Annotated in this window: 31 protein-coding genes; 12 read left to right on the top strand and 19 right to left on the bottom strand. The window is 63.6% G+C overall.

Annotation, left to right across the window (positions count from 1 at the left end):
* The first annotated feature begins 138 nt into the window (after positions 1 to 138).
* Complete coding sequence (locus tag ACQ4W4_RS09090) at positions 139 to 360, top strand: hypothetical protein (RefSeq protein WP_436541694.1); 222 nt, start codon at positions 139 to 141, stop codon at positions 358 to 360.
* Positions 361 to 367: 7 nt separating this feature from the next.
* Here the strand turns inward: ACQ4W4_RS09090 and ACQ4W4_RS09095 are convergent, their stop codons facing one another.
* The 6 genes from ACQ4W4_RS09095 to ACQ4W4_RS09120 form a co-directional block, all read right to left on the bottom strand.
* A complete protein-coding gene (locus tag ACQ4W4_RS09095) occupies positions 368 to 613 on the bottom strand; it encodes a hypothetical protein (protein WP_436541695.1) in 246 nt (81 codons plus the stop codon).
* 73 nt (positions 614 to 686) lie between these two features.
* Positions 687 to 1,004, bottom strand: coding sequence for a hypothetical protein (locus tag ACQ4W4_RS09100; RefSeq protein WP_436541696.1), 318 nt, complete (start codon positions 1,002 to 1,004; stop codon positions 687 to 689).
* Positions 1,005 to 1,133: 129 nt separating this feature from the next.
* Complete coding sequence (locus ACQ4W4_RS09105) at positions 1,134 to 1,340, bottom strand: hypothetical protein (protein ID WP_139842750.1); 207 nt, start codon at positions 1,338 to 1,340, stop codon at positions 1,134 to 1,136.
* A gap of 95 nt (positions 1,341 to 1,435) precedes the next feature.
* The gene (mntP, locus tag ACQ4W4_RS09110) at positions 1,436 to 2,005 is read right to left on the bottom strand and encodes a manganese efflux pump MntP (RefSeq protein ID WP_070218395.1); all 570 of its coding nucleotides are present in this window, start codon (positions 2,003 to 2,005) and stop codon (positions 1,436 to 1,438) included.
* Between the two features lie 60 nt (positions 2,006 to 2,065).
* The gene (locus tag ACQ4W4_RS09115) at positions 2,066 to 2,920 is read right to left on the bottom strand and encodes an undecaprenyl-diphosphate phosphatase (RefSeq protein WP_436541697.1); all 855 of its coding nucleotides are present in this window, start codon (positions 2,918 to 2,920) and stop codon (positions 2,066 to 2,068) included.
* A 77-nt stretch (positions 2,921 to 2,997) separates the two neighbouring features.
* A complete protein-coding gene (locus ACQ4W4_RS09120; protein WP_436541698.1) occupies positions 2,998 to 3,618 on the bottom strand; it encodes a LysE family translocator in 621 nt (206 codons plus the stop codon).
* A 172-nt stretch (positions 3,619 to 3,790) separates the two neighbouring features.
* On the opposite strand from ACQ4W4_RS09120, the gene ACQ4W4_RS09125 reads away from it, so the two are divergent.
* On the top strand, positions 3,791 to 4,675 hold the full coding sequence (locus ACQ4W4_RS09125; protein WP_436541699.1) for a LysR substrate-binding domain-containing protein: 885 nt from the start codon (positions 3,791 to 3,793) through the stop codon (positions 4,673 to 4,675).
* A 9-nt stretch (positions 4,676 to 4,684) separates the two neighbouring features.
* On the opposite strand, the gene ACQ4W4_RS09130 is transcribed toward ACQ4W4_RS09125, so the two are convergent.
* The 6 genes from ACQ4W4_RS09130 to ACQ4W4_RS09155 form a co-directional block, all read right to left on the bottom strand.
* The gene (locus tag ACQ4W4_RS09130; RefSeq protein WP_436541700.1) at positions 4,685 to 5,548 is read right to left on the bottom strand and encodes an alpha/beta hydrolase; all 864 of its coding nucleotides are present in this window, start codon (positions 5,546 to 5,548) and stop codon (positions 4,685 to 4,687) included.
* A gap of 88 nt (positions 5,549 to 5,636) precedes the next feature.
* Positions 5,637 to 6,278 carry a hypothetical protein gene (locus ACQ4W4_RS09135; protein ID WP_436541701.1) on the bottom strand — a complete coding sequence of 214 codons (642 nt, stop codon included), beginning with the start codon at positions 6,276 to 6,278 and terminating at the stop codon, positions 5,637 to 5,639.
* A gap of 84 nt (positions 6,279 to 6,362) precedes the next feature.
* Positions 6,363 to 6,695, bottom strand: a complete 333-nt coding sequence (locus ACQ4W4_RS09140) for a hypothetical protein (protein ID WP_436541702.1) — start codon at positions 6,693 to 6,695, stop codon at positions 6,363 to 6,365.
* A 24-nt stretch (positions 6,696 to 6,719) separates the two neighbouring features.
* Entirely contained in the window at positions 6,720 to 7,409 is a 690-nt protein-coding gene (locus ACQ4W4_RS09145; protein ID WP_436541703.1) for a hypothetical protein, read from the bottom strand.
* 98 nt (positions 7,410 to 7,507) lie between these two features.
* Complete coding sequence (locus ACQ4W4_RS09150; RefSeq protein WP_436541704.1) at positions 7,508 to 9,175, bottom strand: DUF6138 family protein; 1,668 nt, start codon at positions 9,173 to 9,175, stop codon at positions 7,508 to 7,510.
* A gap of 122 nt (positions 9,176 to 9,297) precedes the next feature.
* Positions 9,298 to 9,615 (bottom strand): hypothetical protein, encoded by a 318-nt coding sequence (locus ACQ4W4_RS09155; protein ID WP_436541705.1) that lies wholly within the window; start codon positions 9,613 to 9,615, stop codon positions 9,298 to 9,300.
* 176 nt (positions 9,616 to 9,791) lie between these two features.
* Between ACQ4W4_RS09155 and ACQ4W4_RS09160 the strand changes: the two genes are divergently transcribed.
* The 3 genes from ACQ4W4_RS09160 to ACQ4W4_RS09170 all read left to right on the top strand — a co-directional run bounded on the left by ACQ4W4_RS09160 (position 9,792) and on the right by ACQ4W4_RS09170 (position 11,841).
* Complete coding sequence (locus ACQ4W4_RS09160; RefSeq protein WP_436541706.1) at positions 9,792 to 10,595, top strand: sensor histidine kinase; 804 nt, start codon at positions 9,792 to 9,794, stop codon at positions 10,593 to 10,595.
* Entirely contained in the window at positions 10,585 to 10,842 is a 258-nt protein-coding gene (locus tag ACQ4W4_RS09165) for a DUF1488 family protein (RefSeq protein ID WP_436541707.1), read from the top strand. The genes ACQ4W4_RS09160 and ACQ4W4_RS09165 overlap by 11 nt, the downstream gene beginning before the upstream one ends.
* 306 nt (positions 10,843 to 11,148) lie before the next feature.
* On the top strand, positions 11,149 to 11,841 hold the full coding sequence (locus ACQ4W4_RS09170; RefSeq protein ID WP_092708686.1) for a DUF3334 family protein: 693 nt from the start codon (positions 11,149 to 11,151) through the stop codon (positions 11,839 to 11,841).
* Between the two features lie 57 nt (positions 11,842 to 11,898).
* Here the strand turns inward: ACQ4W4_RS09170 and ACQ4W4_RS09175 are convergent, their stop codons facing one another.
* The 3 genes from ACQ4W4_RS09175 to ACQ4W4_RS09185 all read right to left on the bottom strand — a co-directional run bounded on the left by ACQ4W4_RS09175 (position 11,899) and on the right by ACQ4W4_RS09185 (position 13,687).
* The gene (locus ACQ4W4_RS09175) at positions 11,899 to 12,345 is read right to left on the bottom strand and encodes a GNAT family N-acetyltransferase (RefSeq protein ID WP_436541708.1); all 447 of its coding nucleotides are present in this window, start codon (positions 12,343 to 12,345) and stop codon (positions 11,899 to 11,901) included.
* A 47-nt stretch (positions 12,346 to 12,392) separates the two neighbouring features.
* Positions 12,393 to 13,064, bottom strand: coding sequence for a hypothetical protein (locus tag ACQ4W4_RS09180; protein ID WP_436541709.1), 672 nt, complete (start codon positions 13,062 to 13,064; stop codon positions 12,393 to 12,395).
* A gap of 74 nt (positions 13,065 to 13,138) precedes the next feature.
* Positions 13,139 to 13,687 (bottom strand): DUF2939 domain-containing protein, encoded by a 549-nt coding sequence (locus ACQ4W4_RS09185; protein ID WP_436541710.1) that lies wholly within the window; start codon positions 13,685 to 13,687, stop codon positions 13,139 to 13,141.
* A 211-nt stretch (positions 13,688 to 13,898) separates the two neighbouring features.
* Here ACQ4W4_RS09185 and ACQ4W4_RS09190 point away from each other — a divergent pair, with 211 nt between their 5' ends.
* The 5 genes from ACQ4W4_RS09190 to ACQ4W4_RS09210 all read left to right on the top strand — a co-directional run bounded on the left by ACQ4W4_RS09190 (position 13,899) and on the right by ACQ4W4_RS09210 (position 19,656).
* Positions 13,899 to 15,497, top strand: a complete 1,599-nt coding sequence (locus tag ACQ4W4_RS09190; RefSeq protein WP_034756044.1) for an ABC-F family ATPase — start codon at positions 13,899 to 13,901, stop codon at positions 15,495 to 15,497.
* A 216-nt stretch (positions 15,498 to 15,713) separates the two neighbouring features.
* Complete coding sequence (gene nadA / locus ACQ4W4_RS09195; RefSeq protein ID WP_070218383.1) at positions 15,714 to 16,847, top strand: quinolinate synthase NadA; 1,134 nt, start codon at positions 15,714 to 15,716, stop codon at positions 16,845 to 16,847.
* Complete coding sequence (gene nadC / locus ACQ4W4_RS09200; RefSeq protein ID WP_436541711.1) at positions 16,844 to 17,710, top strand: carboxylating nicotinate-nucleotide diphosphorylase; 867 nt, start codon at positions 16,844 to 16,846, stop codon at positions 17,708 to 17,710. The genes nadA and nadC overlap by 4 nt, the downstream gene beginning before the upstream one ends.
* On the top strand, positions 17,710 to 18,468 hold the full coding sequence (locus ACQ4W4_RS09205; protein ID WP_436541712.1) for a substrate-binding periplasmic protein: 759 nt from the start codon (positions 17,710 to 17,712) through the stop codon (positions 18,466 to 18,468). Before nadC ends, ACQ4W4_RS09205 begins: the two co-directional genes overlap by 1 nt.
* A gap of 108 nt (positions 18,469 to 18,576) precedes the next feature.
* Complete coding sequence (locus ACQ4W4_RS09210; protein ID WP_436541713.1) at positions 18,577 to 19,656, top strand: TIGR03118 family protein; 1,080 nt, start codon at positions 18,577 to 18,579, stop codon at positions 19,654 to 19,656.
* A gap of 45 nt (positions 19,657 to 19,701) precedes the next feature.
* Here the strand turns inward: ACQ4W4_RS09210 and ypfJ are convergent, their stop codons facing one another.
* Both ypfJ and ACQ4W4_RS09220 read right to left on the bottom strand, forming a co-directional pair.
* Entirely contained in the window at positions 19,702 to 20,589 is an 888-nt protein-coding gene (gene ypfJ, locus ACQ4W4_RS09215) for a KPN_02809 family neutral zinc metallopeptidase (RefSeq protein ID WP_436541714.1), read from the bottom strand.
* 108 nt (positions 20,590 to 20,697) lie between these two features.
* Entirely contained in the window at positions 20,698 to 23,220 is a 2,523-nt protein-coding gene (locus ACQ4W4_RS09220) for an excinuclease ABC subunit UvrA (RefSeq protein ID WP_436541715.1), read from the bottom strand.
* A gap of 146 nt (positions 23,221 to 23,366) precedes the next feature.
* Between ACQ4W4_RS09220 and ACQ4W4_RS09225 the strand changes: the two genes are divergently transcribed.
* Complete coding sequence (locus ACQ4W4_RS09225) at positions 23,367 to 24,254, top strand: GNAT family N-acetyltransferase (protein ID WP_436541716.1); 888 nt, start codon at positions 23,367 to 23,369, stop codon at positions 24,252 to 24,254.
* 6 nt (positions 24,255 to 24,260) lie between these two features.
* Here the strand turns inward: ACQ4W4_RS09225 and ACQ4W4_RS09230 are convergent, their stop codons facing one another.
* Positions 24,261 to 24,959: a DAPG hydrolase family protein gene (locus ACQ4W4_RS09230; RefSeq protein ID WP_436541717.1), complete on the bottom strand. Its 699-nt coding sequence runs from the start codon at positions 24,957 to 24,959 to the stop codon at positions 24,261 to 24,263.
* Positions 24,960 to 25,066: 107 nt separating this feature from the next.
* Between ACQ4W4_RS09230 and ACQ4W4_RS09235 the strand changes: the two genes are divergently transcribed.
* Positions 25,067 to 25,750 carry a TetR/AcrR family transcriptional regulator gene (locus ACQ4W4_RS09235; RefSeq protein WP_436541718.1) on the top strand — a complete coding sequence of 228 codons (684 nt, stop codon included), beginning with the start codon at positions 25,067 to 25,069 and terminating at the stop codon, positions 25,748 to 25,750.
* Here the strand turns inward: ACQ4W4_RS09235 and ACQ4W4_RS09240 are convergent.
* Entirely contained in the window at positions 25,713 to 26,393 is a 681-nt protein-coding gene (locus ACQ4W4_RS09240) for a DNA alkylation repair protein (RefSeq protein ID WP_436541719.1), read from the bottom strand. The genes ACQ4W4_RS09235 and ACQ4W4_RS09240 overlap by 38 nt on opposite strands.
* Positions 26,394 to 26,583: the final 190 nt, after the last annotated feature.

Below are 26,583 nucleotides of genomic sequence, written 5' to 3' on the forward strand. Positions count from 1 at the left end.
ATCATACCCGATCGCCATGGCGCGTGCAGTGCGCGCACGCTAGGCGCGGGTGTGGGCCAACGTACAGACCATATGCGGCGCATGGCGCACAGTAGAGCCATGTCAGATCCCTGACGCTACGTTTGCATCGGAGGAATTATGTCTTTTGAAAACCCCACCATCCACAAAGGTTTTACCATCAGCGCCACGGCCAGCCAGCGCCGCGACGGCCGCTGGGTCGGCTCCTATGTCAGCCAGAACCAGGCGCGAGGCGCGTATGCGGACACCTGCGATTATGATGATTGCAGCAATGAAAAAGAGGCGCAGCAAATAGCCTTGTCGGTAGGTTGGCGCCTGGCCGATGGGGTGCCGGTGCGCTGAAACGGGCTTAGCGCTTGCCTCGCAAGGCCAGCAGCAAGCCTGCGAGCGGAAACAGCAGGGCCGTACCCAGCCGGACGGAAGTCAGCGACGCGGCCTCGACGCCCAGCACATGGGGCAAGGCAAGCAGCAACAGGGGAGCGGGCACGGCAATCGCGAAGAAAAACAGGTACCACGAATAGCCATTCTTTTTGGCCAGCACGGCGATCAGCGCGCAGCCGACCAGGAAGACCAGCGGTAGATTCACAAATTCCATGGTGTTGAATTTTCGTCCGGGAAAGCGCGCCATTATACGCGCCGCGCCGGATGGCCGGATGAGCTTGCAGGCATCAGTTGCCGACGAAATCCGGCGGCTGCGGCGCCTGTGTATTTGGCTGTGCACCCGTCAGTGGCGCATCGGCCGGCAGTAGCGCCTTGATGGCGCCGTTATAGATGAGTTCCTGGGCATACGCCGATGCCTCGATCAGGGCCGCATGCACGGACTTGAAACTGCTCGGCGTTTCTATGAGCACGGGCTTGGCGTACACCTGCAGGGTATCGCCGCGCTTGCTGAGCAGTATCATGCCTCGGTAGCGCCCATCCTTCTCCAGCGCCCCCGCCACATGAAATTCATAACCCCTGATCTGGTGTTTTTGTCCCTGATCCATGTCTCCGCCTCCAGACCTGATTGTCGTGGGCCAGAACCATCGACGCGTATCGAACGGTAGAGTATTTGATCTCGATCAATGCTTGAATTCTTGACCACGATCCAACGCACGTCACGACGGCAGCCGTCATCACCCAGCGCGAATGGCTCTGATTTGTTGGGCTGTTTCTTCGATCTCGCGATACGCTTCCTGGATATAGCCATTGATCGGGTGCCCATCCATCCACTCGAAATAGGCGCGTTCATCGTGTTTGATGGCAAAAGGGACGTGGTGGTCGCGTATCGACTCGGCCGTTTCGCGCACAAGCGCGGCAAAAAGCAGCTCAATAGTTTCCATGATGGTCACCTTGCGAGACAGGAATGCAGAGCATTGAATGTAGCACAAAGCGCGCCGCCAGCCACGCCAGTGCTTGTGCCGTGCGCGCCCGGGCTTCAGGCCGGATGGCCGATATGCTCGTACAGGATCACGCAGCCGATGACGATCAGCACCAGGCCGCCCACCAGTTCGGCGCGCCGGCCCGCCACCGTGCCCAGCACGCGGCCCAGCATCACGCCCAGGGTCACCATGACGAAGGTGGAAAAGCCGATGGCGGCGGCAGTCACGACAATATTGGCGCCCAGCAAGGCCAGGCCCGCACCCACGACCATGGCGTCGATGCTGGTCGCCAGGCCGGTCACGGCCAACACCCAGAACGAGTGCGACTGGGCCGGCGCTTCTTCCTCGTCGGCGTCGGACAGGGCATTGCGTATCATCAGCAAGCCGATGATGCCCAGCAGGCTGAAGGCGATCCAGTGATCCCACGCTTCCACATAGGGCGCGGCCACGCTGCCCAGGGCCCAGCCGATGATGGGCGTGATCGCCTCAATGACGCCAAAGATCAGCCCCGTGCGCAGCGCCTCGCGCCATTGCGGTTTGTGCAGGGCGGCGCCCTTGCCCACGGCCGCCGCGAAGGCGTCGGTGGACATGGCAAGGGAGAGGGCGGCGGTGGCGGCGAAATTCATCGTTGGCTTTCTGTAAAACCTGGCTGGGATGGTGAGTGGCAAATTACAAACCCGGCGATTTTACCCTACGTACAACACGACCATGGAAGCGGCCAGGCAATACGCGCCAAAGAAATGCCAGCGTCCCTGTTCCAGCCAGCGCGACAGCCAGCGCAAGGCCAGCAAGCCGGCCAGGAACGAGAGCAGCATGCCCAGCAGGCTGGGGCCGAGCAGGTGCAGCACGCCGCCGCCATGTTCCAGATGGTCCAGGCTGCCATTTGCCACGGCCTGGTAAAAGCGCCAGCCTTCCTTGACCAGCACGGCCGGCGTCAGCACGACGGCCAGGGCGAAGCTGAACTCTTCCGCGCGGCGCTGCGGCACGCCCATGGCGATGCCGGCTGAAATAGTGGCGCCCGAGCGGGAAAAGCCCCGGAATGGCAGGCACAGGCCTTGCACCGCGCCGATCACCATCGCCTTGCCGATAGACAAAGTGCCATGCTGGCGCGCCTGCAGGCGCGACGACACGATGATCAGCACGCCGGCGGCGGCCAGCGCGGCGGCCATCAGTTTCGCGTTGCCGAACAGGTGTTCGATTTCAAAGCCGGGCGCATCCTTGCTCATGACGTGCGTAATGCCCTTCAACAAGCCGAAGCCGACGATGCCTGTCAGCACCGTGGCGGCCGCGAGCAGCAGGACGTTGCTGCGGAAGGCGCTGGCCGAGCTGAAATACGTGGCGCGCCAGGACTTCCAGAAATACACGATGACGGCGAACATGGTGCCCGTGTGCAGCATCACCAGCAGCATGGTCAGTTCCGGCGACGTGGGGTCCAGGCCCATCATTTTTTCTGCCATGATGACGTGGGCGGAGCTGGAGACGGGCAGCAGCTCGGCAAAGCCCTGGACGATGGAAAGAATAAATAGTTGCAAAAAACTCATGGGTATCTGTACTCGGCGGGCTGAAGAAGGGTGGCCGATTTTACCCGCCAGCTGCGGCGGGCACGCCCCGCGCCGGATTACAGTTTGTCCATGTTGGCGCAGGCGAGCGCGACGCCCAGCGCCATCAGGACCGCGCCGATCAGCCGGTCGAGCGTGCGCTGGTGCCTGAGCAGGCGGGAGCGAAAGCGCGCTTGCGAGAAAAAGAGGGCGACCAGGGCGAACCAGAGCAGGTGGATGGCGGACATGCACAGCCCGTAGCCGAACCGGATGGTCAAAGGCGTGCCGGGCTGCACCACCTGGGTATAGGTGCTGATGACAAACAGGGTCGTTTTCGGGTTCAGGGCATTGGTCAGGAATCCATTGAGCAAAATTTGTCGCTGCGGCACGGGGGCGCCGCCATGCAGGTCGATGACGAGTCCGGCGCGGTTGGCCCAGGTTTTCCCGCCGATCACGATCAGATAAATGGCGCCAGCCAGCTTGATCGCGGTAAATACGGGCGGTGAGCTGGCGATGAGCAGCGCTACGCCAAACATCGTATAGCACACGTGCACCTGCACGCCCAGCGCGATGCCGAACGCGGCCAGCAGGCCGGCGCGGCGGCCATACAGATAGCTGGCGCGCGTGACCATCGCGAAATCGGGACCGGGGACGATGGAGGCCAGCAGGGTAATCAGGGCAACGGCAAGCAATGCGATCATGTGTCTTCCTTGAATAGTGGTGGCGCCTGCATGGCCATCGGTGACTATTTCTCGCCTGTTGGGCAAGGGCGTGGCGCGCATGGGGGCTGCCGGAAGACAAATTATCCCTATAATGGCGGGGGATGAATAACGATGATATCTTGCGGATATATGTGAGAAAAAATGACAGATCATGACTAGGCAGGCAGCCCTCGGCACCTTGCGTTTCTTCGAGGCCGCGGCCAGGCTGGGTAGTTTCGTCCAGGCCGCTGACGAGCTGTACGTCACGCACGGGGCGGTCAGCCGGCAAATCCGCCTGCTGGAAACGTCGTTGGGCACGCCCCTGTTCGAACGCCGCAACCGTGGCGTGTTCCTCACGCCTGCGGGCGTGCAGCTGCGTGATGCCGTGCAGCTCGCGTTCGAGCGGCTTGACGCCGCCCTCGAGGCCGTGCGCCAGCCGGTGCGCCAGGGGCCGCTGGTGGTGTCGTGCGAGCCGACGATCGCGATGAAATGGCTGATTCCGCGCCTGGGCGACTTTTACCGGCGCCATCCCGAGGTACAGTTGCACCTGTTCGCCTCGGGCGGGCCGGTGGCGTTTCAGCGCGACGCCGTGGATGTGGCGCTGCGCCGCAACGATTTTCTGTGGGATGCGGGCTTGCATGCGGAAAAGGTGTGCGATGAATGGATCGCGCCCGTGTGCGCGCCGGCCCTGCTGCGGCAAGGCCGGCTGGAGTTGTCCGCGCAGCGCCTGCTGCACACGGCGTCGCGGCCGTCCGCCTGGGCACACTGGCGCGCCGCCGGCAAGCACGATGGCGGCGGCCAGGGCGACAGCCAGACCTACGAGCACTTCTATCTGAGCCTGCAAGCGGCCTGCGCCGGCCTCGGCGTGGCCATCGGCTCCGTTTTCATGGCACGGGAAGACCTCGACAGCGGGCGCCTGGTCGCTCCCTTTGGCTTCCGGCGCGATGGCAGCGGCTATTTCCTGCTGTCGCCGCTGCCATTCGATGGCGACGCGCGCCGCACCACCTTGCTGCGCTGGCTGCGCGAGCAGATGGCGCAGGCGCTGCCGGCGCCGTAGCCGTTCCGATTATTGCGGCGGCGTGGCCGGCTTGAAGACGGCGCGGAAGGCCTTCAGTGCCGCCGGGTGATAGATCGTGCCATGGCTTTCTTCCGGCAACTTTTCCACGTGCCATTGCAAGCCGGCCGGCGCCTGTTTTTGCAGCACGTCGGCCAGGCGCTGCACTTCCACGGCGATGCCCGCTTCGCTGCTGGACGCCAGGTACAGGTCGCGCTTGCCCGGCTTGCCCTTGGCCAGCAGGGCCGCCGCCTCGCGCGGCAGGGCGCCATGGTTCCACCACAGGCTGGGGTCGAACGCCAGGTAGTGGTCGAACAGCTGCGGTTCCAGCAGATAGGTTTCCACCACGAACAGGCCGGCCAGCGATTCGCCGACGATGGCCGTCTCGCCCGTCGTGCGGTAGCGGCGCTTGATTTCCGGCATCAGCTCATCGCGGATGAAGGCGCGGTAGGCTTGCGAGCCGCCCACCACAGGGGCGATCTTGCGGTCTTGCGCATTCTCGGTCGGTCCCGTCAAATCGCGCCGGCGCTGCGTGTTTTGCATGCCGACCAGCATGAAGGGACGCATCGTGCCATTCGCCACCGACACTTGCAGCAAGCCGGCCACATGTAAAAAGTCTTCGGCCACGCCGCCGTCCGGCATGTACAGCACGGGCAGCGGTGCGTCGGGCGGGGTATCCCAGGCGCGCGCCATGTACACATTGATGTGGCGCTTTTCCTTCAGCGCCTGTGAATCGATGTTGAAACTTTCACCGATGACGAGCGGCGTGGCCGCGCTGGCGGCAGCGGTAGCGGCGGGCGCGGCAGCGGCGAGATGGAGGGGGCTGGACAGCAGCAGGGCGGCGGTGAGGTGCAGAGCAAGGCAAGAGCGGCGCATGTTTTCCTGTGATAAGTAAGTTTGGATCGATGGCATGTACTCGTATAGACATGCCATCAAGCAATTCTATCTTATCTTTGATGCAGCCTTACTTGATCGTCAAGAGTTTTCGCTCGAGCACGATACCATCCTTGTCGATCGTGTAGGCGACCAGCAGCGCGCCATCGTCCGCGCAGGCATGGCAGCTCTTCAGGGGCGTGGAAAACAGCACGCTCTGGCCGCCATCGCTGGTGGCCGTGCTGCCGACGAACTCGGCGGGCGCATACGGCATGGCGTCCCGGTGGGCGGCGGTAAACGCTTGCCAGGCAGGCGTGGCGCGGTCTTCCTCGCGCACGGAGTGCTCGTCGACATCGATGGCCGCGCCATCGCTGCCGATCAGCAAGGTGCTTTCATTCGTGTTGGCGCGAAACGGATAGGTGACGGTGGCCAGCGCCACCTTGCCCAGCGGGCGCCAGGCGGAAATGAAACCGGCCTTGTTCGCCTTGACGAGCATTTTCGCGGCGGCGATGGCTTGCGGGCGAGCGCCGCTGCGCTGCATGGTGCGCAGCAGGCAGACGTCGGGCGCGGTGGGCGAATCTTCGCTACGGCAGGCCGACAGCGAGCGTTCCTGCCACACGGCGCGCGCGTCGATGGGCCCGATGTGTGGGGCATGGTCAGCCTGCGCGGTCGCCAGGCTGGACAAGGCCAGCAGGGCGCAGCCGATTACATGGCGGGAGATTGACGTGGGCATGGGGAATCCTTTCAGTGCGGGAAACAATGTATCGTCACCGATTATAGAAGGCGGGCCGCGCCCGCCCGCGCACCGCAGGCCCGTTCAGCGCCGCTTTGCGGCCGCCTGGCGCAGGGCCTTCGCTTCCTGCTTGTTGGGGATGTGCGGGCGCGTGGCCAGCTCCGCCTTGACGGCGGCGATGGCGGCGCCGAACTGGTGCTCGGCCTGCGCTGGGCTGGCGCCGGCATAATCCTGCTGGTTGGATTGCGCGGCGCGCAGCCGGCGCAGCAGCGCCAGCAATTGCTTGCCGTGCAGGCTGGCCAGGTCTTGCGCCAATGCCTGCTTGCTCAGCGCGCCTTCCACGTGGTCGGGATCGAGCAGGCGCAGCAGGGCCAGGCCTGCTGGCTGGGCGACGGGTGTCAGTTTGGGTGTATCCACCGGAGTCCAGAGATGAGTGAAGGATTACAGATATTCCCAGATTTCATCGAAGGTTTCGCGGGCGAAATCGTTGCGCCAGGCTTCCGAGTTCTTTTCGCGGTTGACGGCAAACACGGCGCGCCACGTCTGCTTCGGCGAGCTCGTGTAGGTGGCGGCGATCTTTTGCAGGCCGGCCTTGCATTGCTCGACCTTGCAGCCGCTCTTCGCCAGTTGCTGGGCGGCAGGCGCCCATGCCACCGGTACCTTGACCACCTGGCATTCGAAGCTGACGGTAGCCGTCTGCATGCCGTTTTCCACCGTCACCGGGTCCGCCTTGGTGGCCTGGCACGCGGCGCCATTCTTGGCAGCGATGACATTGGCGGCCAGCTGTTCCGCGGCAGGCGTGACGGCCGCGCGCATGGCGGCGGGGAACAGGTCGGCGATCAATTTGCCGGTTTCCGTCGGAAACTTGGCATCTGCCTCCTTCAAGCCGCTGTACGACGCGTATTCGGCGCTCTGCTGGCCCGCCAGGCGGGTGGGGCGCAGGTAAGCGTTGAGCTTGGCGACGCTCGCTTCATCCTGATTGATGATGGTCTTGATGTACAGGTTGGCCACGTCCAGCGGCGCCAGTTCGACGGCGGTTTCCGCGGCGATGGCAGGCTGGGTCAGCGCCACGGCGGCGGCCAAGGCTGCCGCCAGCAGCGCGGTGCGCGATGTTTCTTGCGTTTGATACATGTATTTTCTCCACGATTCGATGTCAGGCGCCAAAAGATGCCTTGCGGCAATTCTGGCGAGCCGCATTATATATGGTGAAAGTCATAACGTTGCACACTTCAGGCGTGCGCCTTGCTTGCCGCTGCCAGCAAGGCCAGCAGCAGCTCCCTGCGCCGGCCCTCCGCCTTGCGCGCCAGGGCCGCCAGTTTTTCCAGCTTGCCCCAGATCGGATACAGCATGTGCTCGACCAGATAGCCTTCCAGTCCCTGCAGTTGCTGGCAGAACAGTTCCAGTTTTTCAAGGTCCTCCAGCTCCGCCTGGATTTTCACTTTTGCGTTGTCCGTGCACGCGCGCAGGCAGGAAGCCAGCACGGGAAGGGACGCTGTCGTCACGCCATGCGTTTCGGCGAAGGCGGCCGTGAACTGGTCCTGCACGGACTGGTGTTCCTCATCGACGTTCGCCATGTAATGCTGCACCAGGGGGAAGTGGCGCGCATCGAGCAAGCCCAGGCCAAACGTGGCGTAAGTGCCGGGCATGCAATTCTTTTCGCCTTCCGTGTCGGCATAGAATTCGAATTGCTCGATGGCGGCGCGCGCATAGGCTTCCAACTGCGGCTGCAGGGCGGCGTAGGCGAGGGCATTGGCAAAGAAACGGTGCGTGTCGGATTTCGCCAGGCCCTTGATCGGCAGATATTGCTTGACCTTGGACTTGAGCTTGATCTGGCAGCTTTTCGGGAAACCGTTGTTCAGCAAATGCGTGATGAAGGCCAGCGCCTGCGCATACGCGCCTTCCTCTTCCCGGGCAATCGTGATGCTGATGGTGACAAACACATCGTTGGCGCGGCATTCCAGCAGCGCATTTTTCACGTGGATGTCGGCATCGGGGAAGGTGCCGCTGCCTTCCTTGAGCATGCGCACGGCCCGTTCGCTGCCCAGTTCGCGCGCGATTTCCAGGAATTTGAGTCCGGTCGACTTGGCATAGCTCGGTTCGTGGCGCAAGATCATGACGGCGCCATACAGCAGCAGGTCGATGGGCGCCAGCGCTTGGGCATCGGGCGCCGCGCCCGCCTTCAAGGCGTATTCGGTACCGCGGTAGCTGGATCGCTGCACGTCGTAGAACTGCGGCAGGAACTGCTTCTCCGCCCAGGCCGACACGGCCTGGATGATGTCGCTGCGATGTTCGGCCAGCGCTTGCGGGCGCGACTTGTTCAACTGTTCGATGCGCTCGAATTGCGCGATCGTCCACGCGATATCGGGCTGCGGGAACAGCAGGGGATCGAGCAGGTGGCGCGTCAGGAAGAACGTTTCCAGCGGCTTCGTCGGATGGCTGCCCTGCGTGAGCTTTTTGCCGATGTACGCATGTATGTTTTCCAGCAAGGCCAGGCGCTTGCCGTCGTTGACGTATTCCAGCAAGGTCAGGTGCAGCTTGCCCTGCGCCGTCTGGAATTTGCCGCGGACGGTGAAGCGGTAATCGATCATCGGCGTGTCCACCAGCGGCGCCAGGCGGGCTTGCACCAGCGCCGTCAGCTGCGGCGCGATCAGCTCGCGCACCTGCGCATCGTCAAGACGCACCGGCGTCCTGGAACGGGCGTCGTCGAGGCCCAGGTCGAATTCGTCGACGGTGGTGCGGCCCGGTTTGTAGTCGAGCAGGAGTTCATTGAAGATGCCTGCTTGCAAGGTCGTGCGCTTGACGGCTTGCTCCAGGTCCGTGCGCTGCAGGCGTTCATCGAACCAGGCGTGGACGGCCGTCATCATTTCCTGTGTTGCCTGCTCTACAAGTGTACTCATCGATGTCGTCGTCTTTCCCTGTCTTGCGCGTGACGGCGCCACCGGCTGCCGTCACGGTCATGTTTAATATAAAGCACTATTTTAGGTGCTCACGCCTGGCCGCAACAAGGGCCGCACGAACGTCAGGAGGGGGCGGTGAGGAAGCGCGGGTCGATGTCGCCGGACTGCGGGCCCACGGTGATCGTGGTGTGCCAGCCGGACGGCTTGTCGTTGCCATCAAACAAGGCGATGCGCGTGTGGACGAACAGGACCGCATACACGCCGGATTTCATGTCGCGCTTCAAATCCCAATGCATCAGTTCGATCGCTTCGCCCATACGCGGCAGATGGGCGCCCGGCGGCAGCAGAATGTTCTGGTTGACGAATTCCCTGCTGGGTCCCGCTTCCTTGTGGCGCGGATCGATGTAGCGGAACGAGACGCTGGTAACGATGTTGCTCATGCATGGCTCCTTCCTGGCGATGTAGCTGACGACAATAGCACAGGGGGAGGGCCGATGCGTGCGCTGCACGACCCCAGGGCAGGCGCGCGGTTAAATATGTACGGTAACAGACGGTAGTTGGCGAGCCATGGCGCTACGCTGGCTTGTTATTGATCATTGAGATTGCCGGAAACATCATGATGCATAGATTCCTACCCGAAAATCGCGAAGAGCTGGAGCGCCGTTGCCGTGAAAAGGTGGCCAAACGGTCCCAGCGTTTTTCGACCGAGATTCCGTTAAGGGAAGGCATCCCTTTCTTCCCGGACCAGCTGACCCGTACCTTGAAAGCGGAAGAAGCGGGCAAGATGGTGCAAAGCCTGGCCATGTCCGGCCCTGCCGATGGTGAGACGATGGACACGTCCGAACTGGGCGACAGTGCCGCCATGCACGGTTGGCCATTGCCGGCGCCCGGCCGTTCCGTCGGTTCGGTCTTTATCCCGAACAACTTCATCAGTGAACGCCGTTATTCGGCCGGTTTCGAAGCGGACTTGCTGCGTTGCACTCTGGTCGTGGAAGAGGTCGCTTCCTTGCTGCAGCTCCATGCCGACCAGGATTTGCCGCTCTCCGCCGTAGGCAATCTGCTGCAAAATGCCTTCAAGCTTGGCGCGCGGAATGGCACCGTGGTGCTGCGCGTGTATGCGCATGGTGAACGAATCCGGATCGAGGTGGAGGATAACGGCGCGGGCCTGGCGCCCGGGGCAGCGGATGACATGTTTCTGCCATTTACGCACACCGGCGCCAACAGGGCGGGCCGGGGGATTGGGCCTGTCGATCGCCCGGTGCAGCGTGAAAGCGCATGCCGGTGCCGTGAGCGTGGAAAGCCTGCCGGGCCAGGGCTGCATCTTTATCATCGATTTGCCTGCCGCTACGTTCGCCATATGAACGGGTGCCTCGGGCCAGAACAGGGCGTGCACCGCAGGGAGAGTGGCCATGCCCTATGAAATCCTGCGCGACAGCATCGTGCTTGAGCAGGCGGGCGACGCCATCCGCTTCCATCTGACCGTCTTCGGCGCGGAAAAGACCTGCCGCATCACCGTCATGGCATTGCACAGCCTGGATCAGGGACAGGGCGGCAACTTGCTGGACATCTTCGACACCCACCGCCTGCGCATCGGCCAGCGCGCGTTCGCCTATCTGAGCCGCGATCTGCTGGTCAGCGGCGTGGTCTTGCGCGCACTTGATTTTTAGTTACTATTTCTTCTGCCTGCCCCCGTGTCCTGGCCAGATATGGTATTTCCGCACAGATCGTCAAGTAAATGCAGGTATGGCTGGACGGAAATGTTACATCTCGGTATTCTGCGCATCTAATACTTATTTCTATACAGAAAAAGGTAAGAGGGCGGTGCGGGCCGGCGGCATCGCGGCGCGCACTGCCACGCAAGGTCAGGCATGCAAAGGTGAAGTCGTCCGCCAGCTGAGCGAAACGGTCGTGTTTCGGCTCGCGGCGGGCAGGGAACAGTGCTGTCATCTTTAAAATAGTAGGAGAGGTTGCTCATGGATGCAGAAAAGGATGTTGTGTACGGTACAGAAGATTTGTTGATGAGTTTGTGCAACTCGGTGGTTCGGGTGCTCAACGTGGCAACGCAAAGCAAGGTCAATTATTCGGGCATGGTGCAGCGCATCACCAAGACGGGCCTGAAGCCGGACATCGGCTGCTTCGTGATGTTCGATGGCGGTTTCACGGGCCTGGTGGTGCTCAATTTTGCTGCCGATACGGCGATGGAAATTTACGAGCGCTACATGCTGCACATGGGTATGCCGAAGTCGGAGCTGGCCAGCTTCTACACGTCGGACGAAGTGTCGAACATCATGGGCGAACTGATGAACCAGATCGTCGGCGACTTCACGGGCAAGGTGCGGCGCGAGCTGCAAACGAATATCACCCAGAGCCAGCCGAAGATGCTGGTGCTGAACAAGCAGGTGATGCTCAGCGTCGACACGCCGCTGGACCGCCCGGAAATGCGCCGCGTCACCTTCTACACGGAAAAGAACAATATTTTCTACCTGGAACTGGCTATCGACCGTACCGAGTTCATCAAGCTGCATGATTTCGATTCGCGCGAAGTCGATGCCGATTCGCTGATGGATAGCGAATATGCAAACCGCGAACGCGACGCCGCCCCGGCGCCTGCGGCGGAACCGGAAGACGACGACAACGCCGACCTGCTCAAGTCCCTGGGCATGTAAAGCGGTATCGGAGAGCGGCCGGCGGGAGGTTTGCCGCCGGCCACTGCCGTTGACAGCCTACAAGGTCTTGCTCATGAAGATACGGCTCGTGCCTTCGGGACTGCAGGCGATGTTGCCAAAGCGGCGCCAGCCGCGGCGCTCGTAAAATTCGGGCGCCTGGAAACTGATGGTGTACAGCACCGCCGAGGCGCAGCCGCGCCGGCGGCCTTCCTCTTCGAACTGCGCCAGTATCTGGCTGCCCAGTCCCAGCCCCCGCAAGGCGGCGGGCAAATAAAACAAATCGAGAAACAGCAGGCCCAGCGAGGTCCGGCCCATGGCGCCGCCCAGCACGCGCTGGCTGTCGCGGTCGCGCACGACCACGCTCAACACCTGCCTGTCCTGGTATCCCGTGACCGCATCGTTGTAGGCATTCAAGCCGTCGAGGATGATTTGCTCGACTTCCGCGTCGAGCGTGGCGCTGACGCTGATGGTGTAGGGTAAGGCGTTGTGCGGGTTGGCAGGCATGGCGGACAGGAGAATAGTCGATAACTGTATAAATATACAGTATTTCTCTATTCCTGTCCGTTTTGTTGTGGCAACGTCAATGTTTCCATGCGGCGCGTGCCCACCATGCCGCTTTGCTGGCTGTCATCGTGCGACCAGTATTCGAGCGCATACGCATAGCTGCCGTCGATGATGGTCAGCGATTCCTTCTGGCGGCCGTTGGGCGCCTTGTAATACAGGCGACGCGCGGGCCTGCCATCCACAGTCTGCCTGAACGCCTGCGGGCTGAGGGTGGCGCGCTTGCCTGCCTTGCCCGCCATCGACATGGCCGTGATCGTCACGTAGGCACGGTCCGGGCAGCGCGCCAGCAGGTGGGCGCCGCTCAGGACGGTGGGCTGCGTTTGATTGAGCGGCAAGCCGAACGGATGCACGCCGGCGATATCCTGGCACCCCATCTGCTGCGCCAAGGTGCTCAGCACGGCCGGATCGAGCGCGCTGGTATAGTGTTTTTCGGCGGTTTGCGCCTGGCCCAGCGCCAGGCGGCGCTCCAGTTCGGCCAGCGAGATATCGCTGGGCACGGGCAGCGGCGCGGGGGCGTCGGGGGCGGCCGCGCTGGACGTTTCCGCCTGCATGCGCGCGGCAACAGAGTGGCTGCTCCCGGCTGTGCCATCGAGGGCGCGGGCCAATGGCGCGGCACAAGCCAGGGTCATTGCCAGCGATAAAGCCATGTGTTTCAGCATGAAATTTCCTGCAATCCGAGGCGAAATGACACGCATTGTGTCTCAGATCGCCTGCGCCTGCGCGTTCCTTTCCTTTAACGTGCGGCCATCGCCGACGCGATCTCGATCGAACTCAGTTTCCAGCCCCACACGCCATGGCGCTGCAGGACCAGCGCGCCGTCCTGCGCATTGCCGTCTTGCGCGCGCACGACGAAGGTGTTCAGGCCGGTATAGCCTGCGGAATACGCGGCTTTTTTCCGGGCGCCGTCGGCAGGCGCGTCCGCGTCGCCGGCGGCTCCCGCTTGCGGGCTGACGGCGCTCTTGTTGACCAGCGCGACGACACCTGCGGGCGAGACCATGGCATCGACCATCTTGCCCAGCATGGCGCCGGCGATCGACTGGCCCAGGGCGGCCAGCGGGTTATCGCTGCCGGCCGTCGCCGCGATGCTGCGCGCCATGCTCGCCTCCAGTTGCGTCTTGACGCTGGCGCGCAGGGCGGGGAAGTCCACGTGTTCGGCCAGGGCGTCGGCATTGCGCTCGGCCAGGGCGGTCTTGATCTGGTGCAAGGTGTAATACGGCGTGGCGTAGGCGGTGGCGGCGACGGCAATGACGGCCACGGCCGCGGCGAGGGTGATTTTTTTCAAGTGAAGCCTGTGAGGTGGAGGGGTGGAAACGGATGCCGCGCAGCGTATCCGTTAAATTGAAATGAGGCAATCATATTTTCTTGCCATTATTTCTCCGCATGGACTCCGGTCGCCCCTCGGCGGACCACTATAGAGTGATGAGGGTGGGTGCTGTATAATGGGAGAAAAGTATTTAACTAGCTGTTTTAACTGAATAAAGACCCAATATCACATGCTATCTACAGCAAATATTACGATGCAGTTTGGCGCCAAGCCATTGTTTGAGAATATCTCCGTCAAGTTCGGCGACGGCAACCGCTATGGCTTGATCGGCGCCAACGGCTGCGGCAAGTCGACGTTCATGAAGATCCTGGGCGGCGACCTGGACCCGTCCGGCGGCAACGTCATGCTCGATACCAACGAGCGCCTGGGCAAGCTGCGCCAGGACCAGTTCGCGTTTGAAGACATGCGCGTGCTCGACGTGGTCATGATGGGCCACACGGAAATGTGGGCCGCCATCCAGCAACGCGACGCCATCTACGCGAATCCGGAAGCGACGGACGACGACTACATGCAGGCGGCCGAACTGGAAGGCAAAGTTTCCGAATACGACGGCTATACGGCCGAATCGCGCGCCGGCGAACTGCTGCTGGGCGCCGGTGTCGCCATCGACCTGCATCAAGGTCCGATGAGCAATGTCTCGCCAGGCTGGAAGCTGCGCGTGCTGCTGGCGCAGGCGCTGTTCTCGAACCCGGACATCCTGCTGCTCGACGAGCCGACGAATAACCTGGACATCAATACGATTCGCTGGCTGGAAGACGTGCTCAACGAGCGCAACTCCACCATGATCATCATTTCCCATGATCGCCACTTCCTGAACCAGGTGTGCACCCACGTGGCCGACATGGATTACGGCACCCTGAAGATTTATCCGGGCAACTACGACGAATACATGTTCGCCTCGACCCAGGCGCGCAACCAGCAACTGGCCAACAACGCGAAAGCGAAAGACAAGGTTGCCGAGCTGCAGGAATTCGTGCGCCGCTTCGCCGCGAACAAGTCGAAGGCCCGCCAGGCGACGTCGCGCGCCAAGCAGATCGAAAAGATCAAGGTCGACGACATCAAGCCATCGTCGCGTGCCTATCCGTTCGTGCGTTTCGACGGCGAAAAGAAACTGCACCGCCTGGCCGTGGAAGTCGAGAATATCTCGAAAGGTTTTGATCGCCAGCTGTTCAAGAACTTCAGCATCATGGTCGAAGCGGGCGAACGCATCGCCATCATCGGCGCCAACGGCGCCGGCAAGACCACCATGCTGCGCTGCATCGCGGGCGACATCGCCGGCCTGCAGCCGGACCAGGGCCGCGTGAAGTGGGCGGAAAACGCCAACGTCGGCTACATGCCGCAAGATCCGACGGAAGATTTCGCCAAGGATACGAACCTGACCGACTGGATCGGCCAGTGGACGAAAGAGGGCGACGACGACCAGGCCGTGCGCTCGATCCTGGGCCGTTTGCTGTTCGGCGGCGACGATGTCAAGAAGGCCGTCAAGGTGCTGTCCGGTGGTGAAAAGGGCCGCATGATGTACGGCAAGCTGATGCTGGGCCGCCACAACGTGCTGATGCTCGATGAGCCGACCAACCACATGGACATGGAATCGATCGAATCGCTGAACATCGCGCTGGAAAAATACGCGGGCACCCTGATCTTCGTGTCGCATGACCGCGAATTCGTGTCCTCGCTGGCCAACCGCATCATCGAGATCAAGGAAGATGAAGTGGTCGATTACCGCGGCAATTACGAGGATTACCTCAAGAGCCAGGGTATCGATTAATTTGTACGCTAACGTTGCGTCGGATTACGCGCTGTGCGCTAATCCGACCTACGTCAGATGCAAGCGCTCAGTTGGGTAGGTCGGATTAGCGCAGCGTAATCCGACATTACAAGGCCAGCCACCCAGCACCACACCGACGCGCCGCGGTCCATTCGTTCCGGCGCACCTGCTTCATTGCAATCGTGCCGGTCTATCCCGTTCTTGTTTGACACAGCCATGCAAACTTTAGCCATCAAATCCGTCGAGTACGAACATCCACAAGACGGAGCCAGCTGCACTGCCCACGCCTGGGCACGCACGCCAGCGACGCCGTCCCCGGCCGAGAAAGCCGAACTGATCACGCGCATCAAGCGCCTGTTGATCGAGCGCGAAGCCGTGCTCGTTGCCCACTACTACGTTGATGCCGACCTGCAAGACCTGGCCGAAGCCACGGGCGGCTGCGTCTCCGATTCCCTGGAAATGGCCCGCTTCGGGCGCGACCATCCGGCCAAGACCCTGGTCGTGGCCGGCGTGCGCTTCATGGGCGAAACGGCGAAGATCCTCAGTCCCGAAAAAACGGTCTTGATGCCCGACCTCGACGCGACCTGTTCGCTCGACCTCGGCTGCCCGGTGGACGAATTCACGGCCTTCTGCGACGCCCATCCGGATCGCACTGTCGTCGTCTACGCCAACACCAGCGCGGCCGTCAAGGCGCGCGCGGACTGGATGGTGACGTCGTCGATCGGTCTCGACATCGTTGCCCACCTGCATGCGCAGGGCAAGAAAATCCTGTGGGCGCCCGACAAGCACCTGGGTTCCTACATCCAGAAGGAGACGGGCGCCGACATGCTGCTGTGGCAAGGTTCCTGCCTCGTGCACGACGAATTCAAGGGCATCGAACTCGATCTGCTCAAGGAAGAGTATCCGCAAGCCAAGGTGCTCGTGCATCCGGAGTCGCCCGCCAACGTGGTGGCCCTGGCCGACATGGTCGGTTCGACGTCGCAAATGATTGCGGCGGCGCAGACCATGGACACGGACACGTTTATTGTCGCCACCGACAACGGCATCCTGCACAAGATGCGCGCCGCCGCGCCGGGCAAGCGCTTCATCGAAGCGCCCACGGCCGGCAACAGCGCCACGTGCAAGAGTTGCGCGCACTGCCCGTGGATGGCCATGAACGGCTTGCTGAACCTGGCGCAAACGCTGGAAAACATGCACAACGAAATCCACGTCGATCCCGCCGTCGGCCAGCTGGCCGTGCGCTCGATCAACCGCATGCTCGACTTCGCCGCCGCCAAGAAGGCGGGCCTCAAGCCGGGCGCGGACCTGGCAAAAGAAACCACATTGTTCCAAGGAATCGGTCCAGCATGAGTACCCTCGTTAATTCTTTCGCTCCTTTCGACCCGGCCCTGGCGCGTGCGTTCGAAGGCAATCTGCTGGCCGCCTTGCTGGAAGACGTGGGCCAGTGCGACCTGACGGGCGAGCTGGTGCCGCCCGACCACATCGTCACGGCCCGTGTCATCGTGCGCGAAGCGGCCGTGCTGTGCGGCGCGCCATGGTTCGAAGGCATCATGAAAAGCCTGGACCGCAGCATCGACATCGCCTGGCATTACGCCGAAGGCGACATGATGACGGCCGACAGCGTTGTCTGCACGATTCAAGCGCCGGCGCGCGCCTTGCTCACGGCCGAGCGCAGCGCCCTCAATTTCCTGCAGCTGCTGTCGGCGGTCGCCACGGCCACGCGCCGGTATGTCGACGTGGTCGCCGGCACCAAGGCGTCCATCCTGGACACGCGCAAGACCTTGCCTGGCCTGCGCCTGGCGCAAAAGTATGCGGTGCGCGTGGGCGGCGGCAAGAACCAGCGCCTGGCCTTGTACGACGGCATCCTGATCAAGGAAAACCATATCGCGGCGGCGGGCGGCGTCAGCCAGGCCCTGGAAAACGCGCGCAACCTCGACGCGGGCGTGCCCGTGCAGATCGAGGTGGAAACCCTGGCGCAATTGCAGGAAGCGCTGGACGCGGGCGCCGTCTCCGTCTTGCTCGATAATTTCAGCAACGACATGCTGCGCGCAGCCGTGGCCCTCACCAACGGCCGCGCCTTGCTCGAAGCGTCGGGCGGCATCAATGCCGACACCGTGCGCGCCATCGCCGAGACGGGCGTGGACCGCATTTCGATCGGCAGCCTGACGAAGGATGTGCGGGCCACCGATTACTCCCTGCGCATCGTCGGCTGATGAAAGGAGCAGGGCGGCGCCTGCTGGCCTTGGCGCTGCTGTGGCCGGCATTTGCCGCACCCCTGCAGGCGCGCGAGCTGCTGGCTGTGGGTGCGCAGTTCGAGCGCGTGTTCGAATATCAGGACAGCGGTGAATATGCTGGCCTGGGCGCCGAACTGCTGCGCCTGATGGCGGCGCGCACGGGCAACACCGTGCGTTTTCGCATGGTGCCCTGGGCGCGCGCGCAAGCCATGCTGGTGCAGGGACAGGCCGATATCCTGATCGGTCCCTACAAGACGCCCGAGCGCATCGCCAGCATGGCGTTTTCCGACAAGCCGTTCTACCAGGACCAGATGGTGTTTTATACGCGCCAGGACGCCAGTTTCGGCTGGGATGGCGATTACGCCGCGCTGAAGAACCGCAGGGTGGTGCTGCTCAATGGCTGGGCCTATGGCGCGGACTGGGAGCGCGTGCGGCCCGGCCTGCAGGTCAGCGTGGCCAACAATGTGGAAAATGGCTTGAAGATGCTGGTGCACAGCCACGTCGACGTGTTTATCAGCAACCGCCGCAATACCGACCCCGTCATCGCCCGTCTCGGCTATGGCCGCCAGGTGAAACCCTTGCCCAGGATCATCGACATACAAAACGGCTATTTCGCCTTTCCCCGCTCTTCCGCTTTCGACAAGCTGCGCCTGCAGTTCGACCAGGAGCTGAACAGCCTGATCGAGACGGGCGAGCTGAAAAGACTGGGCAAGCGCTACGACGTCAGCATACCCTGACACGGCTTATCTTGGCCGCGTTTGACACGCCTCAAGCATGCTCCATGGCCTGGTTCTACCCTGAAAGCAGGCAGCACAATACTGTCCATCACGCCGAGGGGGAATACCATGGATACGCACCGCATCAAGCAACTGATCTGCACCGGTTTCGCCATCGCACTGGCCGCGGCCCTGTTTGCCTGCGGCGGCGGCCATCACCACCATCCACCGGCCGTGAGCGCCTATGCGGCCACCCGCCTGGTGTCGGACACGCCCGCCTTGCCGGCGGCGCACACGGACCCCAACCTCGTCAATGCCTGGGGCGTGGCCTTCAATCCGCGCGGCTTCGTCTGGGTGGTGGCGAATGGCACGGCGAAGTCCACTTTGTACGATGGCAACGGCGTGCCGCAATCGCTGGTGGTCAGCACGCCGGCCGGGCCCACGGGTATCGTCTTTAACGGCACGCAGGACTTCAAGCTGAGCCAGAACGGCGTGACGGCGCCCAGCCCCTTCATCTTCGCCAGCGAAAGCGGGACTATTTCCGCGTGGTCGCCGACGGTCAGCCCGACGACGGCCCTGGTCGTGTTCGATGGCAGCGCGGGCGGCAGCGTCTACAAGGGCCTGGCCATCTCGCGCTACGCGGGCGCCAATTACCTGTATGCGAGCGATTTCCACAACGGGCGCGTCGATGTCTTCGATGCCAGCTTTGCCAGGGTCGCCCTGCCTGGCGCATTCAGCGACCCCGGCTTGCCGGCCGGCTATGCGCCGTTCGGCATCCAGGCCATTGGCGAGCGCATCTATGTCGCGTACGCGAAGCGGGAAGCCAGCGGCGACGATGAAGAGGCCGGCGCCGGCCTCGGCATCGTGAATGTGTACGACACGGGCGGCACATTGATCAAGCGGCTGGTGAGCGGCGGCGCCCTGAATGCGCCATGGGGCATGGCGCTGGCGCCCGCCGATTTCGGCACGGCCAGCAATATGTTGTTGATAGGGAATTTTGGCGATGGCAAGATCAATGCCTATGACCCCGACACGGGTACCGCCGCTGGCGTGCTGCTCAAGACGGATGGCACGCCGCTGGCGATCGACGGCCTGTGGGGCATCGCCTTTGGCAATGGACTGAACGGCCAGCCCGTCAATACGTTGTTCTATGCGGCCGGACCGGATGACGAGACGCATGGGCAGTACGGGCGCATCGATTTGAAGTAGACGGAACGCCCCCGTGTGCGCGCAGGGCGGCACGGGGGCCGATCTTTACAGCTGGCGCGCCTCGAACGTATTGCACTGGGCAATCTGGCCGCTCTCGATGCCCTTGCTGAACCAGCGCACGCGCTGCTCCGAGGTGCCGTGCGTAAAGGAGTCCGGCACGACATGGCCTTGCGCCTGGCGCTGCAGCGCGTCGTCGCCAATGGCCGTGGCCGCTTTCAGGGCCGCTTCCATGTCGCCCTGCTCGAGGATCTTGCGGTCGGCGTTCGCGTGGAATGCCCACACGCCGGCAAAGCAATCAGCCTGCAATTCCAGGCGCACAGACATGGCGTTGGCCTGGCGCTCGGAGGCCGTGCGGCGCGCATTGTCGACCTTCTCGGACAAGCCCATCAGGTTCTGCACGTGGTGGCCCACTTCATGCGCGATCACGTAGGCTTCGGCAAACTCGCCCGAGACCTTGAAGCGCTGCTGCATCAGCTTGAAGAAATCGAGGTCCAGGTAGACTTTCTGGTCGCCTGGGCAATAGAAGGGCCCGCTGGCGCTCTGTCCCGTGCCGCAGGCTGTCGGGATGCTGCCGGAAAACAGCACCAGCTTGGGTTTCACATAGCTGCCGCCTTCGGCCTTGAACAGGGCGCCCCACGTGTCTTCCGTATCGGCCAGCACGGTTTTCACGAAGCGGGCCATCTCGTCCGATTCGGGCGGCTGGCGCGCCGGGGCCTGGCTTTGCTGGGTGCTGACCTGGCCGCCACCGCCGCTGAGCAGGTTGAGCAGGGTCAGGGGATTGACGCCCAGCACATATGAGCCGACGAGGGCGATGACGATGGTGCCGATGCCGATCGAGCGCCCGCCAAAACCGAAGCCGCCCCCACCGCCGCCGCCACCTTCGCCACGGCGGTCTTCCACATTGTCGCTTTCGCGATTGCCTTCCCATTTCATGATCTTTACTCCTGCTGCGATGATTTTTATTGATGCCGCATAAGACGCTGCGGCGGTTTTTGTAACTATGTGTTGTGATTATCTCAGCAAACGTGGCTGCGCACAGGCTTATCGCAGGGCTTTTTTCAGGAAGGGCGCCGTGCGGCTGGCCCGTGTTTTCGCCACCTGCGCCGGCGTGCCGCTGGCCACGATGACGCCGCCGTCGTCGCCCGCGCCGGGGCCGATGTCGATGACCCAGTCGCTGGCGGCCAGCACGCGCATATCGTGTTCGACGGTGATGACGGTGTTGCCGCCAGCCACCAGGGTATCGAGCTGGGCCAGGAGGCGGTCGATGTCGGCCGGGTGCAGGCCCGTCGTGGGTTCGTCGAGGATGTACAGGGTGTCGCCCCGCTGGGGGCGCTGCAGCTCGGTGGCCAGCTTGACCCGCTGCGCTTCGCCGCCCGACAGTTCCGTGGCAGACTGGCCCAGCCGCAAATAGCCGAGGCCCACATCGGCCAGCACGGACAGGGGGCGCTCCAGGGCCGCCTCGTCCGCGAAGAAGGCCAGCGCGTCATCGACCGTCAGTTGCAGCACTTGCGCGATATCCTTGCCCCGGTATTCGACCTTTAACGTTTCCGCGTTATAGCGCGTCCCGTGGCACACGGGGCAGGGGGTGTAGACGCTGGGCAGGAACAGCAGTTCCACCATGACTTGTCCTTCGCCTTCGCAGTTGGCGCAGCGGCCCTTGCCGAGGTTGAAGGAAAAGCGCCCCGCGTCGAAATGCCGGCGCCTGGCGGCCGGCGTGGCGGCAAACAGCTTGCGCACGTGGTCGAACAAGCCCGTGTAGGTCGCCAGGTTGGAGCGTGGCGTGCGGCCGATGGCTTTCTGGTCCACCGTCACCAGCCGGCCGATGCCCTCCAGGCCGCCGGCGATGCGCCCGCCCGTGGGCGCGGCCGCGGGCGCCAGCGGCGACTCGTCGACCTCGTCCGTTGCCGTGCCCTGGCCCAGGGCGGCGCCCACCAGTTCCACCAGCGCCTGGCTGACGAGCGTGGACTTGCCCGAGCCGGACACGCCCGAGACGCTGCACAGCACGCCCAGGGGAAAGCGCGCATCGAGGCTGCGCAGGTTGTTGCGCGTCACGCCGGCGACCTCCAGCCAGCCGGCAGGCGCGCGGGGCGTGCGTCGCGGCGCCGCATCCTGCTCGAACAGGTAGCGCCGCGTCTGCGAATCGGCCACGCTGCGCAAGCCTGCGGGCGCGCCGCTGTAGAGGATTTTCCCGCCATGCTCGCCCGCATGCGGGCCCACGTCGACGATCCAGTCCGCTTTGGCGATGACGTCCAGGTCGTGTTCGACGACAAACAGCGAATTGCCGGCCGCCTTCAGGCGCGCCAGCGCGCGCAGCAGCGCTTGCGTGTCGGCAGGATGCAGGCCCGCCGACGGCTCGTCGAGCACGTAGACGACGCCAAACAGGCTCGAGCGCACCTGCGTGGCCAGCCGCAGACGCTGCAATTCCCCGGGCGACAGCGTGGGCGTGCCGCGCTCCAGGCTCAGGTAGCCCAGGCCCAGGTCCAGCAGCACGTCCAGGCGGCCCGCCAGGTCTTGCGCGATGCGCTGCGCGACGATTGCCTTTTCCGGGTGCCGCTTGCCATCGCGCAGCCTGGCCTTGCTGGCCGCGTAGGGCGCCATCAGGTCCGCCAGCGCGGCCAGGCTCAGGCGCGACATGTCGGCGATATCGCGGCCGGCGAAGCGCACGCTCAGGGACTCCGGCCGCAGGCGCTTGCCGTGGCACAGGGAGCAGTCCGCGCCCAGCATGTAGCGGGCCACGCGCTTTTTCATTTGCGCGCTGGGGCTGCTGGCGAACGTTTGCAACACATACTTGCGCGCGCCGGTGAAGGTGCCCATGTAGCTGGGCGGCAGCTTGGCCTTGAGCGCCGCCCGGGTCTCCTGCGGCGTCAGGCCCGCATATACGGGTACCACGGGCTGCTCGTCGGTAAACAGGATCCAGTCGCGCAGCTGCCGCGGCAGCGCGCGCCATGGCGTATCGACGTCATGGCCCAGTGAGGTGAGGATGTCGCGCAAATTCTGGCCATGCCAGGCCGTGGGCCAGGCGGCGACGGCCCGTTCGCGGATGCTCAAACTGTCGTCCGGCACCATCGAGCGTTCCGTGACGGCATACACGCGGCCCAGGCCGTGGCAGGCGGGACAGGCCCCCTCCGCCGTATTGGGCGAGAACGATTCCGCGTACAGCAGCGCCTGGCCCTTCGGATAGTCGCCCGCGCGCGAATACAGCATGCGCAGCAGGTTGGACACGGTGGTGACGCTGCCGACCGACGAGCGCGTGGTGGGCGTGCCGCGCTGCTGCTGCAAGGCCACGGCGGGCGGCAAGCCGTCGATGCGGTCCACTTCGGGCACGGCCATCTGGTGAAACAGGCGGCGCGCGTACGGCGAGACCGATTCCAGGTAGCGCCGCTGCGCTTCCGCATACAGCGTGCCGAAGGCCAGCGAGGACTTGCCTGAGCCGGACACGCCCGTAAACACCACCAGCGCATCGCGCGGGATGTCCACGTCCACGTTCTTGAGGTTGTGTTCGCGCGCGCCGCGCACGCTGACGTGGCCGGCCAGGGGAGCGGCGGACGATCGTTGTCGGGACATGGGGCGGCCTCATCGCTATAAAAGGCTATTCTGGCGCTACTCCGCAGACGCTTCCGTTCCACCGCGCACACAAGCGCGTTGTGGAAGGAAAATGCAGGAGGCAAAGAAAACGTTATAAAATCAGCCATCTTCCACGGAACCACGCCATGACCGACCTACTGCACGCCGCGCCCGCCGCCATCGTCCAGGCCCAGCTGGACGCCTACAATGCCCACGACGTGTCCGCCTTGCTGGCCATCTATGCCGATGATGCACAGCAATTCCAGCATCCCGACACCTTGCTGGCCACAGGCGGCGCGCAGATCGGCCCCCGTTTCACGGCCCGCTTCGCCGCCAGCAAGCCCCATGCGCAGTTGCTTAACCGCATCGCCTGCGGCAAGCTGGTGATCGATCATGAAATCGTCCATGGCGACACGGACGATGGGGTGTCGGCACAGGAACTGGCGGCGACCTATGAGGTGGAGCAAGGCCGCATCAGCCGTGCGTGGTTCAGTTTTGGCGCCTTGACGCGCCTGCGCGTGGCGCTGCCGGCCGATGTGCCTGCCATGAACGCGCTGATCGCCCGTTCCGGCGTGGTGCTGAGCGCGGGATTTTATACGCAGGAACAGGCCGAGGCCGTGACGCGCCACGTATTCGGCGTCGATACGCAGCTGGTGGCCGACCGGACGTATTTCGTCATCGAACGCGACGGCGTCATGCTAGCCTGCGGCGGCTGGAGCCGGCGCGCCACGCTGTACGGCGCCGATCGCGCCAAGAGCGGGCCGGACCCGTTGCTCGACCCGGCCAGCCAGCCGGGCCGCATCCGCGCCTTCTTTGTGGAACCGGCGGCGGCGCGCCAAGGCCTGGGCAGCATGCTGATGCGCCACTGCGAGCGGCAGGCGCGGGCCGCCGGTTTTACGGCGCTGGAACTGGCCGCCACCTTGCCCGGCGTGCCGCTGTACCTGGCCAGCGGCTTTGCCGTCACGGAAGATTTTTACCTAGACTTGCCCAACGCGATCAAACTGCCGCTGGCGCGCATGCACAAGCGGCTGTAAGGCTGTCTACCAGGGCAGCGGCGCCTTTTCCCCGTTGGCATGCTCGCCATAATACAGCGATGGTAAAAAGCGCGACAGATAGGTAAATTCGCTGTAGCAATGGCGCAGCAAATTCAGGCCGAGCACGTCGGGCACGTCGCGCACGGGGTCCAGACTATTGCGGCCCAGCAAGAAGCGGCTGCGCAGCACGCAGCCCGTGGTCGTGTCGCGCGTCAGGTGCAGCATTTCGCCATCGAGCGGGTCGCCCTGCGGGTCCAGTTGTACATGCTCGCCAAAGCCGATGCGCGCGCAGATGGCGGCCGACAGGGCGCCGCTGTCACGCGCCTGCTGCAGCTGCACCGGGTCGAAGACTTCCTTCGGATCATGGAACTTCAGCTTGGCTTTCACGGGTGGAATGTCGCCCAAGGATTCCACCGCCTCGATAGAGGCCCCGTGGTAACTCTCTCCCTTTTTCCACGCGCTGTTCCAGCCGTGATGGGCCACGTGGTCGTGCGGGTGCCACCACTTGATGTGTTGCGTCGTCTCGAAAAACGTAAACCACCAGTCCAGCATGCGTCCGCTGCAGCCGTGCAGCTCCGTGCGCGCCGCCACCAGCAGGCAGCCATTTTCCAGGCGTGTGATGCCCGTTTCCAGGTGCAGCGGAAACGGGTCGAGCAAGTCGCCCGTACCGGTGATGCTCCATGGGAATTCAATATGCTTCGTCATGTCGTTCTCCTTTGTTTGGGTGAAGCAATTATATATTAAAGAAACGAACAACGTTTCCTAAATATGTTTCAGTGTAAAATTGGCCATCGATCACGCCTGGAGCCGGCATGCAGGAAGTAGAGAGCAAGACTGTGCGTGGACGGGGCCGTCCGGCGCGCCCGCCCGAGGAAGCGCGCGAGGCGGCCGTGCAGGCGGCCACCTGGCTGCTGTTGCACGAAGGCTATGCAGCCACGACTATGGAGGCGGTGGCGCGCCACGCGGGCATGGCCAAGAAGTCGCTGTATCAATACGCGGCCAACCGCGAGGAACTCGTGGCCCTGGTGGTGCGCGGCTGGACGGACGCCTTTTTACCGGCCATGGCGCACGATGCGGCCGGATCCGGCGAAGTGCTGCCCTTATTGAAAGATATCTTGCAGACGATGGCCGCGCGCGTGCTGACGGCGGACGCCGTGGGCCTGTTCCGTCTGCTATGCACGGAATTCCCCGCGCGCGCCGATCTGCTGGCCGTGTATCAGCGCAACGGCATCGAGCGGGGCACGGCCTTGCTGGCCGAGTGGTTGCAGCGCCAGGCCGCGCGCGGCCATCTGCTGCTGCAGGATGGGCACGATGGTCAGGAACTGGCCGGCTTGCTGCTGGCCATGGTGATCGCCGAGCCGCTGCGGCAGATGGCGCTGGGCTTGCTGGCGCCCGTGCCGGCCTGGGATGCGGCGCCGCGCATCGACGCGGCGCTGCGATTGCTGGGTGGTCAGTCGTTCAAGGTGGCTGGTGCTTCAGCGCTTCGCGGTAGCTGAGGGGAGAGAGCCGTTGGCGGTGCTCTTTGGCAAAAGCTAGTACCTCTGTCGGCGCGTGGCGCGCGTAATCGCGCAAGGCCCAGCCGATGGCCTTGCGGATGAAAAACTCGTCTTCGTGGGCCAGCGCCAGTGCCGCGTCGAACAGCCAGCGGGCATCCGTGTCGGCGCGCCAGCCCAGCTGGTGCAGCATGGCGATGCGGCGCAGCCAGAAATCCGCATGGCGCAGGGCCGCGTCCATGTGCGCATGGCCGTCGCCGCCGCTCTGCAGTTCCGCCTGCAGCACCTCGCCGACGATGCCCGCCATGCCGTCGACGCTGTCCCACCACGCACGCTGACGCGCCAGGCCGAGCAGGGCGGGGAGGTGTTCGACCCCCAGTTCCCGCCGGTGCAGCGCCAGCATGTCGAGCGCCACGTGCTGGTATTCGCGCTCCGGCTGCTGCCACAGCAGTTGCGCGTGTTCCAGCAAGGCGTCGGCGCCGATGCCCTTCAGGCGCGCCAGCAAGGCCTTCGCAGCGAGCCGGCGCTGCGGCGCGGCCACGCCCAGGAACACGAACTGGTCGCGCATGTAGGCCTGCATGGGTGCCGCACGGCTGGGGTCGGCAACCGCTTCCAGCGCGGCTTTCAGTTCTGCATGTAAATCCATCGCATCTCGCTTTTTTCAGGCGTAAAAAAAGCGCCCCGAAGAGCGCTCTTGTCCAGCCATCCAAACGGCTGATAGAAGCGTAGCGAGCGGCAGCGATTTGTGGCCGAGACGCGCAACCGTACGAAAGTACGGGGCCGCCGAGGCGGTGAGCATCGCAGGCCGCAAAGCGCGACGCGCAGTAGCTTATATC

It is taken from the genome of Janthinobacterium glycogeni (assembly GCF_051380725.1).
Taxonomy (GTDB): domain Bacteria; phylum Pseudomonadota; class Gammaproteobacteria; order Burkholderiales; family Burkholderiaceae_D; genus Janthinobacterium.